This is a genomic window from Paenibacillus rhizosphaerae (genome assembly GCF_014192015.1).
Taxonomy (GTDB): domain Bacteria; phylum Bacillota; class Bacilli; order Paenibacillales; family Paenibacillaceae; genus Paenibacillus_AQ; species Paenibacillus_AQ rhizosphaerae.
The window spans coordinates 750,617-766,212 of the sequence record NZ_JACHXJ010000003.1; the positions used below are offsets into that span (position 1 = coordinate 750,617).

18 protein-coding genes are annotated in these 15,596 nt (G+C 54.2%); 3 read left to right on the forward strand and 15 right to left on the reverse strand.

The genetic code is table 11. The features are described from left to right. Positions 1–26: 26 nt before the first annotated feature. From FHS19_RS20060 to FHS19_RS20070, 3 genes are all read right to left on the reverse strand, one after another. A complete protein-coding gene (locus FHS19_RS20060; protein ID WP_183583581.1) occupies positions 27–881 on the reverse strand; it encodes an ABC transporter ATP-binding protein in 855 nt (284 codons plus the stop codon). Between the two features lie 290 nt (positions 882–1,171). Beyond that, positions 1,172–2,659: a serine hydrolase domain-containing protein gene (locus FHS19_RS20065; RefSeq protein WP_183583582.1), complete on the reverse strand. Its 1,488-nt coding sequence runs from the start codon at positions 2,657–2,659 to the stop codon at positions 1,172–1,174. A gap of 23 nt (positions 2,660–2,682) precedes the next feature. Further along, complete coding sequence (locus tag FHS19_RS20070) at positions 2,683–3,192, reverse strand: GNAT family N-acetyltransferase (protein ID WP_183583583.1); 510 nt, start codon at positions 3,190–3,192, stop codon at positions 2,683–2,685. Positions 3,193–3,350: 158 nt separating this feature from the next. On the opposite strand from FHS19_RS20070, the gene FHS19_RS20075 reads away from it, so the two are divergent. Next, entirely contained in the window at positions 3,351–4,811 is a 1,461-nt protein-coding gene (locus FHS19_RS20075) for an ATP-binding protein (protein ID WP_183583584.1), read from the forward strand. Positions 4,812–4,891: 80 nt separating this feature from the next. Here the strand turns inward: FHS19_RS20075 and FHS19_RS20080 are convergent, their stop codons facing one another. The 6 genes from FHS19_RS20080 to FHS19_RS20105 form a co-directional block, all read right to left on the reverse strand. Beyond that, positions 4,892–5,308, reverse strand: a complete 417-nt coding sequence (locus FHS19_RS20080) for a GNAT family N-acetyltransferase (RefSeq protein ID WP_183583585.1) — start codon at positions 5,306–5,308, stop codon at positions 4,892–4,894. 76 nt (positions 5,309–5,384) lie between these two features. Then, positions 5,385–6,419, reverse strand: coding sequence for a GNAT family N-acetyltransferase (locus tag FHS19_RS35530; RefSeq protein ID WP_312887273.1), 1,035 nt, complete (start codon positions 6,417–6,419; stop codon positions 5,385–5,387). Between the two features lie 49 nt (positions 6,420–6,468). Continuing rightward, on the reverse strand, positions 6,469–7,047 hold the full coding sequence (gene pgsA, locus FHS19_RS20090; protein ID WP_183583587.1) for a CDP-diacylglycerol--glycerol-3-phosphate 3-phosphatidyltransferase: 579 nt from the start codon (positions 7,045–7,047) through the stop codon (positions 6,469–6,471). After that, on the reverse strand, positions 7,044–7,391 hold the full coding sequence (locus FHS19_RS20095; protein WP_183583588.1) for a glyoxalase superfamily protein: 348 nt from the start codon (positions 7,389–7,391) through the stop codon (positions 7,044–7,046). The genes pgsA and FHS19_RS20095 overlap by 4 nt, the downstream gene beginning before the upstream one ends. Positions 7,392–7,436: 45 nt before the next feature. Continuing rightward, on the reverse strand, positions 7,437–8,111 hold the full coding sequence (locus FHS19_RS20100) for an HAD family hydrolase (protein ID WP_183583589.1): 675 nt from the start codon (positions 8,109–8,111) through the stop codon (positions 7,437–7,439). Between the two features lie 37 nt (positions 8,112–8,148). Continuing rightward, positions 8,149–8,865 (reverse strand): Type 1 glutamine amidotransferase-like domain-containing protein, encoded by a 717-nt coding sequence (locus tag FHS19_RS20105; RefSeq protein WP_183583963.1) that lies wholly within the window; start codon positions 8,863–8,865, stop codon positions 8,149–8,151. Positions 8,866–9,803: 938 nt separating this feature from the next. Between FHS19_RS20105 and erm the strand changes: the two genes are divergently transcribed. Then, positions 9,804–10,664 carry a 23S ribosomal RNA methyltransferase Erm gene (gene erm / locus FHS19_RS20110; protein WP_183583590.1) on the forward strand — a complete coding sequence of 287 codons (861 nt, stop codon included), beginning with the start codon at positions 9,804–9,806 and terminating at the stop codon, positions 10,662–10,664. Between the two features lie 31 nt (positions 10,665–10,695). Further along, entirely contained in the window at positions 10,696–11,568 is an 873-nt protein-coding gene (locus tag FHS19_RS20115) for an alpha/beta fold hydrolase (protein ID WP_183583591.1), read from the forward strand. A 53-nt stretch (positions 11,569–11,621) separates the two neighbouring features. Here the strand turns inward: FHS19_RS20115 and FHS19_RS20120 are convergent, their stop codons facing one another. The 6 genes from FHS19_RS20120 to FHS19_RS20145 all read right to left on the reverse strand — a co-directional run bounded on the left by FHS19_RS20120 (position 11,622) and on the right by FHS19_RS20145 (position 15,578). Then, positions 11,622–12,101, reverse strand: coding sequence for an NUDIX hydrolase (locus tag FHS19_RS20120; protein WP_183583592.1), 480 nt, complete (start codon positions 12,099–12,101; stop codon positions 11,622–11,624). Between the two features lie 3 nt (positions 12,102–12,104). Further along, positions 12,105–13,334: an aminopeptidase gene (locus FHS19_RS20125; protein WP_183583593.1), complete on the reverse strand. Its 1,230-nt coding sequence runs from the start codon at positions 13,332–13,334 to the stop codon at positions 12,105–12,107. Between the two features lie 40 nt (positions 13,335–13,374). After that, on the reverse strand, positions 13,375–13,680 hold the full coding sequence (locus FHS19_RS20130) for a hypothetical protein (protein ID WP_183583594.1): 306 nt from the start codon (positions 13,678–13,680) through the stop codon (positions 13,375–13,377). Further along, positions 13,677–14,255: a ribonuclease FAU-1 family protein gene (locus FHS19_RS20135; protein WP_183583595.1), complete on the reverse strand. Its 579-nt coding sequence runs from the start codon at positions 14,253–14,255 to the stop codon at positions 13,677–13,679. Before FHS19_RS20135 ends, FHS19_RS20130 begins: the two co-directional genes overlap by 4 nt. Further along, positions 14,252–14,704, reverse strand: coding sequence for a hypothetical protein (locus FHS19_RS20140; RefSeq protein ID WP_183583596.1), 453 nt, complete (start codon positions 14,702–14,704; stop codon positions 14,252–14,254). Before FHS19_RS20140 ends, FHS19_RS20135 begins: the two co-directional genes overlap by 4 nt. 76 nt (positions 14,705–14,780) lie before the next feature. Beyond that, complete coding sequence (locus FHS19_RS20145) at positions 14,781–15,578, reverse strand: GNAT family N-acetyltransferase (protein WP_183583597.1); 798 nt, start codon at positions 15,576–15,578, stop codon at positions 14,781–14,783. Positions 15,579–15,596: the final 18 nt, after the last annotated feature.

A 15,596-nucleotide genomic window follows, 5' to 3' on the forward strand; every position in this document is an offset into this window, starting at 1 on the left:
GGTGCTTATATTAAGATAATAACGGTTTAAGCTCTTCTCGCCAGCTCGTAAGGCAGACACAACGGGACCCCGGTCCGGGGGTCGACGAGGATGTCGGCTTCAATAGCGAAGACCTCCCGCAGCACTTCCCGGGTCATGACTTCGCCGGGCGTTCCTTCCGCCACAACCGTGCCCGACTTGATCGCCACCATATGCTGCGCGTACCGTGTGGCATGGTTCAAGTCGTGAACGACCATGACGATCGTGCGTCCCTCTTCCTCATTGAGCTTCAACAGCAGCTGCAGCACTTCCAGCTGATGCGCCATATCGAGGAAGGTCGTAGGCTCGTCGAGGAACAGAATATCCGTCTGCTGGGCCAGCGCCATGGCGATCCATGCCCGCTGGCGCTGTCCGCCGGACAGCTGGTCGATCGCCCGGTCCCTGAAGGCCCCAAGCCCCGTAACGTTAATGGCCCACTCAATAACCTCGCGGTCCTGCGCGCTGATGCTGCCAAATCCGCGCTGATGCGGCGAACGGCCGAAGCCGATCAGCTCGGTTACAGTCAGCCCATCCGGGGCTGTCGGGGTTTGCGGCAGAATCGCGAGCTGCTTTGCCACGTCCTTGGTCGGCTGGCTGTGAATCGATTTGCCGTCGAGCAGCACCGCTCCGGAGGATGGCTTCATCAAGCGGGCCATCGTTTTGAGAATCGTTGATTTGCCGGAGCCGTTGGAGCCGACCAAAGCCGTAATTTTGCCCGCCGGAATACTCAGGTTCAAATTGTTGACAATCAGCGTATCCGCGTATCCGATGTTCAGCTGCTCAGTGCCGAGCCTCGACTGGAGCTGCTGTTTTTCCTCCTCGGCAATCTCTTGCTCGGGCCAAGCCAAAGTGTTTTGTACCATACCGTATCATCCTTTTTTAGGGATTGTATTGCGCGGCGGGTCGCCGCTCCGCATGCAGGGTGCCTTATGTTATGTTCAACGTTGTCGAAACGCCGTATCGTCTAACGCATGATTGCCTTTGTTGACACATTATGCGTGAAAAAGTGCAATTTATGTGTATGTATACACACATTATATGATAATGATTCTCATTTTCATTGTAAAGAGTTTTTTTACCCTTTCTCCCTATTATCTCACGAAAAAAAGGACAATGGAACTCATGGTCCCATTGTCCAAATATTGCATCCGACTCAATAGCTCAACATGTCCGGTAGCTCCTCCTGCTTTATGGCCGTGACCCGGGTTGTCCTCTTGTCAAAAGAGACGTTGATCTCTTCCACAAGCTCAACATCCCCGTCCGCGAACGTTAAAGTGAGCGTGACCCTGTATGGTGTCTCGATATACACCACGGTTAGCTCCAGCTGCAGATCCCCGGTCAATCGGGCCGAAATGACGGCTTCCTGCCGATGCATAGCCAGATCCTTCCGGAAGACGTCCTCTGTGCTTACCCTCTTCGTCAAATCAAAGAGGAGTTCGCGCCGGCTGCCATCGGCATAACGGAGCCGAAGCTCGTACCGCTCGTCCAGGCGGCACACCGTAATTTCGGCCATGCCGCCTGGCTCTGAATCCCGGACATGATATCGTCCCGCCCAAGCGTCCGGCAGGGCGGCCGGCGCTGAAGGTACAGAGTACGCAGCGTCTTCCTGCATTCGCGCGATCCGCCGCAGAAGCAGCGGGTACGCTTCGGAGCTAATTTGTTGCGACCGGTCCACCCGGTTTACGATATACTCATGGATGAGATCCAGCAGCTGTGGCAGCTGCTTTTTCATATGGCTCATGCCGGAAGCGGCTGCAATGACAATGCCGTGCTTCGGAGCAACAAAGCAGATCTGCCCGAACCCGCCGTTTCCCATATAGCAGCCCTGCCGGCACCGGAAAAACTGATAGCCATACCCTTCCGAAAAATCGGCTCTCGTCTCGCTGCGGCGGTTATCGCTCTGCTCCGAGGTGGCTAACCGGATGTAGTCCGCCGATACGATTCGCCGGCCGGCATACACGCCCTCGTTCAGCAGCATCTGTCCGAATTTTGCCACACCGTCGATGGGCATGCTCAGCCCCATGCCGCCTGCGGTCACTCCCATCGGGCAGGTCTCCCAATCCACCAAGCCAACGCCAAGGGGTTCAAACAATCTCGGCTTTAAATATTCGACGAGGCTCATGCCGGTCGCTCTTTCCAGAATGGCGGCAACCATATAAGTCGCATGGGTGTTGTACATGTAATGGCTTCCCGGCGGATACTCCGGCTCCAAGGATAAAAACGTTTGAGCCCAGTCGGGTCCTGCGTCCATAATCCGGCCGTAGATGTTGTCATGATGTCCTGTATTCATCGAGAGCAGATGGTGAATGGTCATCTGTGATAAGTAGGGCGGAACGTTACCGGGCAGCTTATCGGGAAAATACGAAACGACCGGATCCGTCAGCCGGATGTATCCTTCGTCCCTGGCGATTCCTGCGGCTATCGAAGTGAAGCTCTTGCTGAGCGAAAATAATAATGTGGGTGCCTCTTTACGATACGGCTCACGGTCGAAACGGGCTGTAACCTTACCATCCTGAAGCAGCATTAATCGGTTGACCTGAAGCTCCAGGTCTTCGATCCGTTCCAGAAGCCGAAGTACGTCGCTGGACGAGAGGCCGTGGCTCTCCGGCTGCGATGTTTCCAACTCCATTGCCAGTCCCAACCGTACACCTCCAACCTTCCGTCTTATGAAAGCTCCTTGATAAAAAATAGATTCAAATCATCGTCCACCCGGACCATCTCGCCCGGTACGACCGGCTCGTTTTTATACACAATGCCGTTGCCATCAGGGATATAACCTCTGCGGCAGTAAATGCGCTGTGCCTTGCCGTAGTCCTTGAACAAGCCCACACCGATCCCGATCCGCTTGCCCTTGCGGCTTACGATCGATTCAAACTCCTCGAGGATCCGGTTGCCGATTCCATGGCGCTGGAAGACGGGGAACACATTCAGATCGTTCACTTCCGGAATGCCCTGCTCTTTGAAAGGAGGATAGTCTGATTCGTATTTCAGGTGACACACCCCTGCGACCCGGTTATCCGCATAGGCGATAATCGTTTCACGGACACCCGCTGCGTTTTCAGCGAGACATTTGTCGTAGTACTCATCGGGGCGAAAGATCCCCTGTTCGGTAAAAGCCTGCTTCCACTGCTGCTTTAGTTCCTCAGAAGTGAGCAAAGTCAACGTGATTTTCATATACAGCACCTCCATATCGAATGTAGATTTCGTTCCCTCGTTCCGCGGCTCTCTTTTAAAAGTTAACGTTCACTTACTTTAGCATTGATGATTAAAGAGATTCACGATTATAATATGTATAAATATACCACGATTTGATAGTAGAGAGGGGAACTGCCATGCGATCCGCTGAAGTCCATAATTACGACTTTGCCTTTAGGCAGGCCGCGATCGGCATGGCCCTTATCGCGCCTGACGGAACCTTTCTAAAGGTCAACCCCGCTTTAAGCACCCTCCTCGGTTATACACCTGAACATTTCACTTCGCCGGATCTTCTTCCCGCGATTCAGGAACTGTCCCGCGACATCGTTAAGTGCGGGGAGTGGCTGCAGTCCATGAAACGGGATCAGCACCGGGTCGACCAGCATTACTATCATCCTTCAGGACAACGGTTGTCCCTTGATATCCGCATCTCCTTGATTCGGAATGAGGCAGGAAAACCAGAGATTTACTTCACGCAATTCGAGAACAAGACCCAAATAATGCAGATGGAAACCCGGCTGCATTATACCGAAACCCATCTGCACGAGCGTGAGGATTCCTTCATGCAGCTGCTGGACGGCCTGCCCCTGTCCGTACTGATTACGGACCACGGCCTGATTCAGTATGCCAATCCTGCCGGACTCAGGCTCGTTCATGCAGACAGCCTTGAAGCTGTGATCGGCATGTCAACGGACGATTTGGTCGATGTCGCCGACCACGAAATTCTGGCCGAGCGCAAGCAGCGGCATTACAGCAACATGCCCATCGGCTCAGTGCGCTACCGCATCCGCTGTCTCAATGGACAGCAGAGGCTTGTGGAAGGATTTTCGCTGAAGATCACCTATAAAAAAAAGCGATGCGTCATCGGGATCTTTAAAGATATCTCCGACCAGAAGCTCGAGGAAGATCGGCTCATGCAGTCCGAGAAGCTATCAACGGCAGGGCAGCTTGCCGCAGGCATTGCCCATGAAATCCGTAATCCGCTGACGGCCATTTTCGGCTTTTTGAAGCTCCTCCGCTCCTCCAGCCATAACAACGACCAGTACTTTGCGATTATGGAGTCCGAGCTGAAGCGGATCGAATTTATCGTCAATGAGCTGCTGGTGCTGTCCAAGCCCCAGGTTTCGCATGCGAGTAAGCCAATGGACATTTTGCCGCTGCTGGACCAGGTGATCACGCTGATGAACGGCCAAGCCGCATTAAAAAATATCGAGATCGTTTCCGCTTTCTCCGAGCCTTCCATCTGGATTGCCGGTGAAGCCAACCAGCTGAAACAGGTATTCATCAACCTGCTCAAAAATGCGATGGAAGCCATGCCGGACGGCGGCCTCATCCGGATTCACGCGCTGTCCCGGAACAACGAAGCCTGCATCAGCGTTCAGGACGAAGGCTGCGGCATGACTCCGGAGCAGATCCAGGCGCTGGGCAAGCCCTTTTTTACGACGAAGGAATCGGGCACCGGCCTCGGGTTTATGATCACACACAACATTATCCATAATCACGGCGGGAACATAGCGGTCCAGAGTACTCCCCAGGAGGGCACCACGTTTACCGTGACGCTCCCCATTATTTCCGAACCGGAGGCAGCCTCTTCATAACGGGCCTGTCCGATGATCAGCCGGTCATTTTAACTTTCATATCCTGTGACCCAAAAAGGACGGTATTTCCGTGCATGTTCCTATGTATTGGAGGAATACAGCAGGATGCCGTCCCTCCGGTTCCAGCCCGATTTGGCCCAAAAATAATTGCCGATCTCATTCTCCTCGATCACCATGATATGGCACTTGTCGATGCCCTCTTCCCGGAGCTTATTCAGCCCGGCTTTCGCCAGTTTTTGCCCGATGGCGCGTCCCCTGTAGGCCGGATCCACCGCAACGTGGTAGATATAACCCCTTCGCCCGTCATGACCGCACAGAATGGTGCCGATCACCCGCTCCCCCTCGATGGCCACAAAACTCATGCCCGGGTTCCGAACCAGATACCGGTGTATCGATTCTTTTGAATCGGCGTCGCTCAGCGCCATCCCTTCCGTTTTGCCCCACAGCTCCATGCACTGTTCGTAATCTTCAATCAACAGCTCTCGCAGTGTTTCCATGATGTTAGTTTCCTCCAGTCATTGATATGAACAATTTTCTATCAAAGCGTCTCTATGAAAATAGACCGCATCCGGCCTATTTTCCGGCCTTCGCCCGCTCTACCGGCTCCGGACCGAGAATCTGTCTGAAGTGATGCCGCATATGCTCCAGGTAATCGCTCACCAGCCAGTCCAGCGTCGCTTCACCGCCGCCGGGAAGAATGCAGGCTTTGCCGTAATCTTCTACGGTCAGCGTATCGAGAACATGGGCGATCTGCCTGTTCAGCATGACCCACAGCATAATGATATCCGGCTTGGTGTACTGCTCCTGATACCCGTGCAGGTCCACCCACCGTTCCTGATCGTATCCCTCGAGGGATACCGGATGCGCCGACAGCTTGATTTTGACAAAACGAAGATGGTTGTTCACCGCCGAATCGCATAAGTGACCCACGATCTCCTGCTTCGACCACTTGGCAGGCCCGGGTTTCTGTCTGAACTCCTCTACGGGCAAAGCCTTCAGTTCGCTCTCAAAATATCCGACCAAATGGTTCAAGGTTTGACTATAACGGTTCATTTGCTTCTCCTCTCTATCGGCTGGACTGTATTCGATCAGCCAGCAATCGCGATATTCCCCTTCATGCCATTCGCGCTTTTCAAGCAGCCTGATCTTGCGGAAGCCGCATTTCTCATATACGCGCAGCGCTCGGGTATTCCAAGTTTGCGGGTCCATGACGATTGTATCGGCTTGAAGCGTGTTGGTTAGATAAGATACCATGCCCTGAATCAGCTTTGTGCCGATTCCCCGGTTCCAGCAGTCAGGCTCCCCAATAAACTGATCCATGCCAAAAATCCGCCCGTCCCCCTCGCCATAGCCATATACCTCGCGTTCCTCCGGATCGACAGGGTAATACTGGATATAGCCGATATCACGGTCGTCCAGTTGAATGATGCAGGCCTCGATTTGACGTTCTCGGTAAAAGTGCTCCTGCACCATGGCCATATCATGCGGGCGGTCCCGGCCTTCATAATATTCGAGGACGCGCGGATCGCTGAGCCATTGGACCAACCTATCCGCATCGCCCTCCTCCAGTTTCCTTACGCGGATCCCGTGCTTGCTCCAAAGAATCAAAATGCACACCCCCTCCCTCATAACTCAAGCATGAAGCTGCTGACCCTATTTATATGAAAAGCTTAACGTTTTTGACCACGTAGTGGTACCCTGACAAGACGGTCATCATCACGGCGATCACCATCAAGAAGGAATCGACGCGAAGGCTCGTCAGCCATTGAAAGGGATAGTTATTCAGCAGCACGGCCGTAATGGCGACGACTTGGGACACCATTTTCCACTTGCCGTACCGGTCTGCCGCCAGAGCGATCCCCTGGGCCGACGCCGCCATTCGCAGAGCGGTAATGATGAATTCACGGCCGATCATCACGAAGGCCATCCAGGCCGGAACCATCCCGGCTTCGACCATCATGATTAACGCCACGGAAACTAGCAGCTTATCCGCGAGCGGGTCCAGGAGCTTCCCCAGATTGGTAACCAGGTGGTATTTGCGGGCAATATACCCGTCCAGCTTGTCCGTAGCGGAAGCAAGCACGAATACGCCCACCGCCATATAGGTCCCGTACTGGTTCAGAAATTGAATGAACGCGTTGGAATCCGCCATCCATACAGGGTACTCTGCGAAAACAAGGATAAACACGGGGATCAGCATGATCCTGGCCAGCGTCAGCTTGTTCGCCGGGTTCATGCATCCTTCCTCTCAAAAAACGTGATCCGGTTGCCGAAAGGGTCGATCACGCTCACCTCCATTTGCTCCAGCCCCGGGCGCGCATGCTTGTACTTTTTCGCTATCAGTTTGGCATGGAGGCTCTGGATGTCTTCGACTTCCACCCGGATCGCCGAGCCCGGGCAGCAATCGCCGTGATGCCCGCTCAAATGGATTTCGCAGTCCCCGCTGGATACCTGCATGTATAAAGGAAGATCGGCTTCATAGCGATGCTCCCAGTCGATCCGGAACTCCAGGAAATCCACGTAAAACTCCTTGGCCTTATCCTCATCGAAAATCCGAAAGATCGGCGTTATCTTCTTCATCACTCATCCTCCTATGGAAGTTGATCCAAACTCATCCCGGCTTGGCTATCGTACAGACAATGCGGCGCCAAGCTGCATAGGCGCCGACAGTTGAGGGTACCGGCTCACCACATAGGGATTGAACCAGACCGCATGGAAGACCTTCATCCCTGCCTGGTGGGCCCCATCCAGCTCTCCGGAGCCTCCGTCACCTACAAAAACGCAGTCCTCCGGAAGTGTCTGCAGCCGCCTGGATGCGAGTTCATAGATATCAGGATCGGGTTTACAGCATTGTACCTCATAGGAAAAAATAACGTCATTAAAATAACCGGCCAGCGGAGAATCTTCCCAGCCCCGGACTTCCTCCTCCGAACAGTTGCTGATCAGCCCAAGCTTCCAGCCATGGGTCCGGAGGTGTTCAAGCATTTCCAAAATGTCAGGGCGAACGGCTTCAAAAGGAATCCGCTTCTCCTGGATCCTTGCCTGGTAGAGTGATTGAACGGACTGTTCGTCCGCATCCAGGCCCCTGCCTCGGCAAATATCCCGGATGACGTCCGGAAAGCTTGCCAGCTCCCCGCGCATCCGCCGCTCCACCCGGCTTCTCCATTCCAGCTTGAACGCTTCCTGGCTCAGGCCAAGCAGACCCGGATAATCGTAGCGGCGCCCCGATATCCGGCGGCCATCCTCAAATTCGGTGATCAAGGTCTCGAACAGATCGAACAAAACGGCTTTCGTGCCCATGCGGCACCCTCCTTATCGGTCAGCGGGGATTTCCGGTTTAGATCGTGGCCCGGTCAGCTCCTCCTAAATATACGGTTGGGATGACTGTCTCCACCACATGCCCTTCCATGGCTTGAACCTCGTAGGCTTTGGCCTCAGGGCGAGAGCTTACCGCCCGGTGAAAAATACCATCCACATAATGCAGTGCTGCCCCGTCATCTGCAGCTATTCCCCCACCGATTTGGCCGCTTTGGATCAGCCGGTGATAACTGGGCCTTCGTTCCGCTTCCCCGTCATAATGGGGACAATGGCTTCCTGAAAGCAGGCCGAGGCCCTTCAGCCGGGTTAGTTCGCCAGGGATGGAATCCGTCACGCCTTCCTCAAACCAGCAAATGGAACCGGCGCTTAACCCGGATAAAATCACCCCATTCTCCCAGGCAGTCTTTAAATATCGATCCATACTCCGTTCCTTCCAAACCGCAAGCATCGATTTCGTATTGCCGCCCCCCACATAAATGATATCCTTATCCAGAATAAAATCCTCTAGATCTGCGGTCGGTGGGTGGACCAGGGATAGATGAGAGGGGGTGCATTCCAGACGATGAAACGCATCATAAAAACGATCGATATACCCTTGCGCGTCACCGCTCGCCGTGGGTACAAAGCAAATCCTGGGGCGGCCGGTGTCTGCCTGCCGAAGAATGTACAGATCCAGCAACGGGTTACCCGGTTCCATTGAGAACCCTCCGCCACCCATAGCGATAATTTGTTTGATGCTGACGCCCTCCTTTCCATGACGTGAATAAAAAAGTAAAACTGCCGCAAGCGATGTAATTTACCTATTCGACGGTAAAACGCCATACCCTTTCGCCACCGGGTACTTGCTAAAAATGGGTCGATATGGTAGCCTTTTAGTAATTTACGAAGAACGGAGGGTTACGTGTGGTAGATCAGTTTATCCGGGTTCGCACGTTTTGCAACTAACATATTGCAAAATTCTCTGCTTGTACGCGGAGGACTCAGGATTGGTCTGCCATTTTTTAAAGGTAACCCAGGCTTTATAACTCTTATGGCTGAGGCATCGTCTGCAGGAACGCGCATGATCATGTCCAGCCTCCCTTTAAAAATTTTTCTCACATGAACGAATTGCGGAATTGCACGCTCAATCGACAGGAGTGACGTTATCGCCCTGCCCTTGGGGCCTTTTCCGGCGTTCATGTAAAGACCTCATATCCTGCGGCCGAAGGAACGGTTGTTCCTCGGACCGGGCGGTCCTTTCGCGAAACACTGACACAGGCAGACAGCCTGTGTTTTTTTATGCTTATTTTTAGGTTAACGATGATTCTGGCAAGGAGGGTTACGTGTGGTAGATCAGTTTATCCGGGTTCGCATGGTGTACAGCTGCTAAGAAAAAAAGCCGTTGGCTTTGCTGTGTACAGAGAAACTCAGGATAGGTCTGCCCTTTTTGCCAGGTAACCTCCCTTTCGCTCAGGAATAAAATCGCTTGGCCGATGCCTATACGTCGCCACCCTCCGCTTCAACGCCGGGATTATATGCCGATGAACTGCTCTTTCATGCAGTGACGGACGGCCCGCACGGGTGCCCTTCATTCGGCGAAATCCGCCGGATTTCGCGGCGTTATCCTGAGTCTCTCCACTTCATAGCACTGCCGATGGACAAGAAACCATCGCTGGATAACGGAGGGATTCATGGATGCATAAACATCGACAACGTTATATCAAGACGCACTTGAACATAGAGAAGCCCGCAGCAAAAGGACAGCACCTGCTGCACCACGAGCCGGTCATTCACGACATGATCGGAATGGCCGGGGTCACAACCGCCGACACGGTGCTCGATCTGGGCGCCGGACGGGGAGCCATCACGTTCTCGCTTGCGAAGAAGGCGGGCAGAGTGCTGGCCATTGAGAACGACGCCGCATTCGCTGCCGCCCTTCGGGAAAAGACGGTCCCCGGCTCCAATGTAGCCGTTATTGAGAGGGACATTCGCGAGGCTTATCTTCCGAAAGAGCCGTTTCATGTTGTTGCCAACATTCCATTTTTTATGACGACATTCATTCTCGAGAAGCTGCTCGATCCGCCGGGTTCTTCGTTCCAGGGGGCGGTGCTGATCGTGCAGCACGGAGCAGCCAAGGGATTTACGGCAAGCCAGATTCGCAGCCCGCGTCTGCTCAAGTGGCGGATGTGGTTTGACTTCGAGCTGGTGAAGGTCGTGCCTCGGCGGCACTTTTCACCCCCACCTCAGGTGGACGCAGCCGTCCTCCGTATTCGGAGACGGAAAATACCTTGGGTGCAGACGAGGCATCATCATGCATTCGGCGGATTGGCCGAATACGCGCTGAACGATCCGGCACTGCCGGTGTGCGAGGCACTGGCCGGGATTTTTACCCCGGTGCAAATCAGGCACCTGCTGCAGCAAATCCGGGTGGAACGGAATACGCCTGTATGCTTGCTGCGCGAGCGGGATTGGGCCGCCGTATTTGATACGATGCGGGAGAAGGTCCCCTCTTATCGCTGGCCGAAAGCACCAACGAAGAAAAAGAGCGCCAGGTAGGCGTGAATTGAAATCTAAGGAGGATACACAAATGACGGAACAACTCATTAAAGTGGATGGTATTGAGCTGTGCACCGAAAGCTTTGGACGAAAGGAAGATCCGGCGATTCTGCTCATTATGGGCGCTACCGCCTCAATGATCTGGTGGGAGGATGAATTTTGCCGGCGGCTTGCTGACGCGGGGCGGTTTGTCATCCGTTACGATAACCGCGACGTCGGCCAATCGATGAACGATGAGCCCGGTAACCCGCAGTACGGCTTAGAGGACATGGCCGATGACGCCATCCGCGTGCTGGACGCCTACGGAATCGGCAGGGCCCATATGGCGGGCATGTCGCTGGGTGGCCTGCTGACGCTGATGGTTACGGTCAAATATCCCGAGCGGGTGCTGAGCGATACGCTGATCATGACCTCTTCGTTCCGTGACCCGAGTCTGCCGGAAATGGAAGAGAAGGTCGCTGCTTTTTTTGCTTCGGCCGATCAGGTTAACTGGGAGAACGAACAGGAGGTACTGAATTTCAGCGTTCAAAAATGGAACCTGCTCCGCGGGTCAAAGCATGCTCCGGACGAGGATAAAGTCCGCCGGCTGGCCGCACGGGAGCTGCAGCGGACCCGCAATTGGACGGCGAGCATGTTCAATCATGGCCTGCTGACCGGCGGGGAGGATCTGATCGCCCGGGTACCGGACATCCGGGTGCCAGCCCTTGTCATCCATGGCACGGAGGATCCGATCATCCCATATGCCCACGGTGAATCGTTGGCCCGGGAGATCCCGGGCACCCGGCTGCTGACCCTGGACGGAACCGGCCACGAGCTGCACTCGGGAGACTGGGATGCCATGCTGGATGCGATTATCCGGCATACCGATGGCATCCAGAAGAGCGAATCGAGATCAGTAAAGTAATGAATAAAACAGCGGGCAGGGATCTACTCCTGCCCGCTTTCTGTATGTAATTCCTATTGATGATGAATCCGATGTTTCAAGACAGCCCTGCCGTCAATTATAGACTTGATGTCTGTCTTCAGCTCTTCCGGATATACCGACAAGCCCTGTAATTCTTCAACCGTAAACCATTTGAAAATAAGCCTGCCGCCATCCTCAACCCCCGGAAATTCACCCTCCCGATCCAGTAGTTCATGGCCCTCGGGAAAAGAAAACGTGTAATAAAATCCGATTTCATGGTAATTCTTTTGGTCGTACTCGAAAAAATCCTCGTTGACATACAGCAGCTTGTCTATCCGTATATCGATGCCCAGCTCTTCCCGGATCTCCCGGATGAGAGCCTGGTCCGTCGATTCCTGAAACTCCACCCGCCCGCCGGGCAGGTTCCAGAAATCGTCCTGCAGCGTCGTGTGCAGCAAAATCCGGTGGCGGTGAACGGCGATTCCCGCAACCCGAAAGTTAAATTTGTTATGCCCGTCCGAAAAGGTAATCATCGTTCACACCCAGCTTCCGTTTCGGAGCAGCGGCTCGATCGTGCCGTCCTCATGCTCCGCATCGATGCTCAGTTCCGCCGAACCGACCATAAAATCTTCGTGCTGCATGCTGACGTTCGCCCCGCGGGCGAGCAGCTCCTCATCGCTGAGTTCCGCCCCGCCTTGCAAATTGGTCGGATAGGCACTCCCGAGCGCAAAATGGCAGGACGCGTTCTCATCAATGCCCACGTTATAGAAGACCCGGTTCAGACGGGAGATCGGCGAATCATGCGGTACGATCGCTATCTCCCCCAAATATCGCGTCCCCTCATCGGCATCCAAAAAATGCTTCAGTGCCTCATATCCGGTCTCCGCCGTAAAATCCACCACTCGCCCCTCGCGAAACGTCAGAGTGAAGCGGTCCACCAGCTGCCCGTTCAGCACAAACGGCCGTGTGCTCGATACCGTTCCGTTTGTCCCGGTGCGGTGCGGCAACGTATACACTTCCTCGGTCGGCATATTCGCCACGAACGGGATCCCGCCCTGATTGAACCCACCGCCGCCAAGCCAGACATGACCCGGAACGAGTTCGACCGTCAGATCAGTACCGGGTGCCTTGTAATGCAGCCTGCGGTACTGCTTGGCGTTCAGCTTGTCAGTGACGGTTCGTAAATGCTGCGTATGGCTCCGCCAGGCAGCCACCGGATCCTCTTCATCGATATGGTTCATGCGGAAAATCGATTCCCATAGCGCGCTCACCCGTTCTTCCAGCGGGCGGTCGGCAAACACTTGATCCGCCCACGCCTGGCTCGGCACGTTGACGATACACCAACTGATCCGGTTGGTGCGTATGTACCCGAGATACGTTCTGCGGGCGGCGGCAGCGGCTTTCCGGGAAGCCGATATTTTTGCCGGATCCACGCCGTCATATAAATTCGGGTTTTCCCCGTCCAACATCAGAACCGCTCCCCCGGACTCCGCGATGCTCTCCATCATGTGGGCCGTCCAAGGCGGATAGAACGTAAACGATTCCGGCACCGCCAGGTCATAGCGCATACGCTCTACCTTTTCATCACGCCAGTTCAGCTGCACAAACTTGGCCCCGGCCTGGTAGGCTTTGGCTGTAACCAGCCGCGCAAAATCCGCCGATTCTATAGGCGACTCCACATAGAGCACCTGGCCTGGCTGCACATTCATGCCCACTTGAACGAGCAGTTCCGCGTATTTTTCCATTTTCTTCTGAAACTCCGTCAATAACATCCCCTGCCTTTTCTATTGATAACGGGTACGATCTTCATAACGAGCCGATTAGCCGGGTGACCAGAGGAAACGCAAAAATGACCACCATGCAAGCCAGCAAAATCCAGCTGAGGATTCGCGGATACTTGGCACGGTACTGTCTCACGGTACCCGATATACCCGCCACGAGCAATGCCAAACCGGCAATGACCGGCAGATGATACCCGGTTGAACCCCCTGTCCACGGATTCAGGCCAAGGCTTGAGAATATCATGTCCCCTACGGATACTTTCTGATGATTTTGCACCAAAAGGACCAGCGCGGCCAGAATCATCAGGAAATACGGTATGCCTTTTTTCACGCGTAATCTCCTCCCTTGGAATCTGCTCCGCTTGGCTCGTTCCTTTCGAGCATCCAATCCAGGTGTTTCTTACTATGGTTCCATATCCAATGGGTCCCTGTCACGATTTGGGGCAGCAGCTCATTCAAGGCTTGGTACGCGAGTCTGTAATCCTCTTCCGTAATATCCGAACTGCGAAGCGCTTCGCTCAATTCGTCTTCATCTTTGATTACATAACTGCCGTCAGGAAAGACGACCAAGTCCAGATACAAGTCATCCCAGTAAGGAATGCCCTCCCCGCTCAGGCCGTTCTGTTTCGTTATATCTACGTACCACTGGATGACCTCACGCTCCGCATTAAACATGGTGGTGACGGCGTAGTGCTCCCTTTCCGGAAAGTGCTGCATCCAAACATATCCATGATCCGCGAGGCATAGGTCCCGGTTCTGCATCTGTACTACAAGAGGCTCTCTTATACGCCGAATTGAGATGAGTGTCACACGCCCGTTAAATTCTTCGGATCGGAGCGACCTGCAGATAAAGTCCCTCTCCAGCACCCGCCGCCAATCCTTCCGATCGGCATATTTTCGCTTCATTCGGTCCCCTCCCGGGCTCTCCGCTTCTGCATGGCCCAGGCCGCCGCCGCAAAGCAAGCGACTGAGACGATGCCAATCCCCACGTACAACCACCATATCGTTCGCATCTCCAGCCCTCCAGCATAAGCTCCCTGCTGAATCGCCAAAATGTACGTATCGTCCCCGGTTCGAACCGCGATGGCCTCATGGCGGCTCCGCCCTTGTAGGGCGTAGTAACCTGTTCCTTTGGGATATATATTGGAGAAATTCCCCCGGTACGTTCCTTCCCGGTCCGAATACTTCGTGACTTTGCCGATTTTTTGGCCGACGTCCTCGGGCTGTACGGCTTGTTCCGTGACCCGGTAGATATGGCCGGAGTATACGACAAATGGATAAGCCCAGCTTGCAGAGGCGATCGATAGCGGATAAAGAAGGATGAAACCAAGGAACAGAGGCAGCACTCTTTTCAAATGACATTCCTCCTCCGAAAAAATAGCTATCAGCAAAAACGCTAACCCGTGAACTTCTTACATAACGACCGTTAGCTTATGCCTGAACCCATGTTCCCCGGGTATAGCCCAGCTTCAGGCCTGCCCGCTCCATGTTCCGGTGGCTGGTCGAGGCGTAGGCCGCCTGGCCGACCACGATCCGGCAGCCGTTTCGATGCGACTCGGTGATCCTCTTTTCCAACAGCGCCTGCTGAATCCCCTGGTTGCGGTATTCCTCCAGCGTAGTGGCAAACGTAAGCGAAGACATGTCATCCTGGATATACATCACGCCTACGCCGACCGGTCTGCCGTTGACCCATGCCGCATAAAATTTCCATCCGTCCCTGTTATAAAGAACGATGTTGTTGTCGGCGATGTAGCGTTTGCCGGAAATCGGCAGACCGGTGCCCAGGCAGTGAATTTCGGCATACAAGTCCATTTCGTCTGCGGTCAGTTCCCTGACCGTGATATGATCGCCAACAGCTTCAAAAGACCGCGGTTCCCGGTATAAAGTTGCATGATATCCGGCCTGGTAATAGCCCCGATCGAATAGAGCCTTCAACAGCTTAGGATGAGATTTGGAAGGAACCACCTCAAACTGGCATCGGCCCTGCCGGCGCCGATAAAAATCCAGAATTTCATCCAGGCGCTCAGCCTCTTGCTCTCCAATCCCCTTCACCGTATTAAACTGCGGCCACGGCATCGCTTGACTATAGAACGCGGCTGCACCGCCAAAAGTTTGGATGTCGATCCCCATCGGATTGCCGGGCCGCTCCCGGATCGCCTTCATCCGGTCGATCATGTAATCGATTTCGGATTTTTCCATCAGATCGGCCAGTTCTTTGCTTATGTACATATTATGACGTCCTTTCGG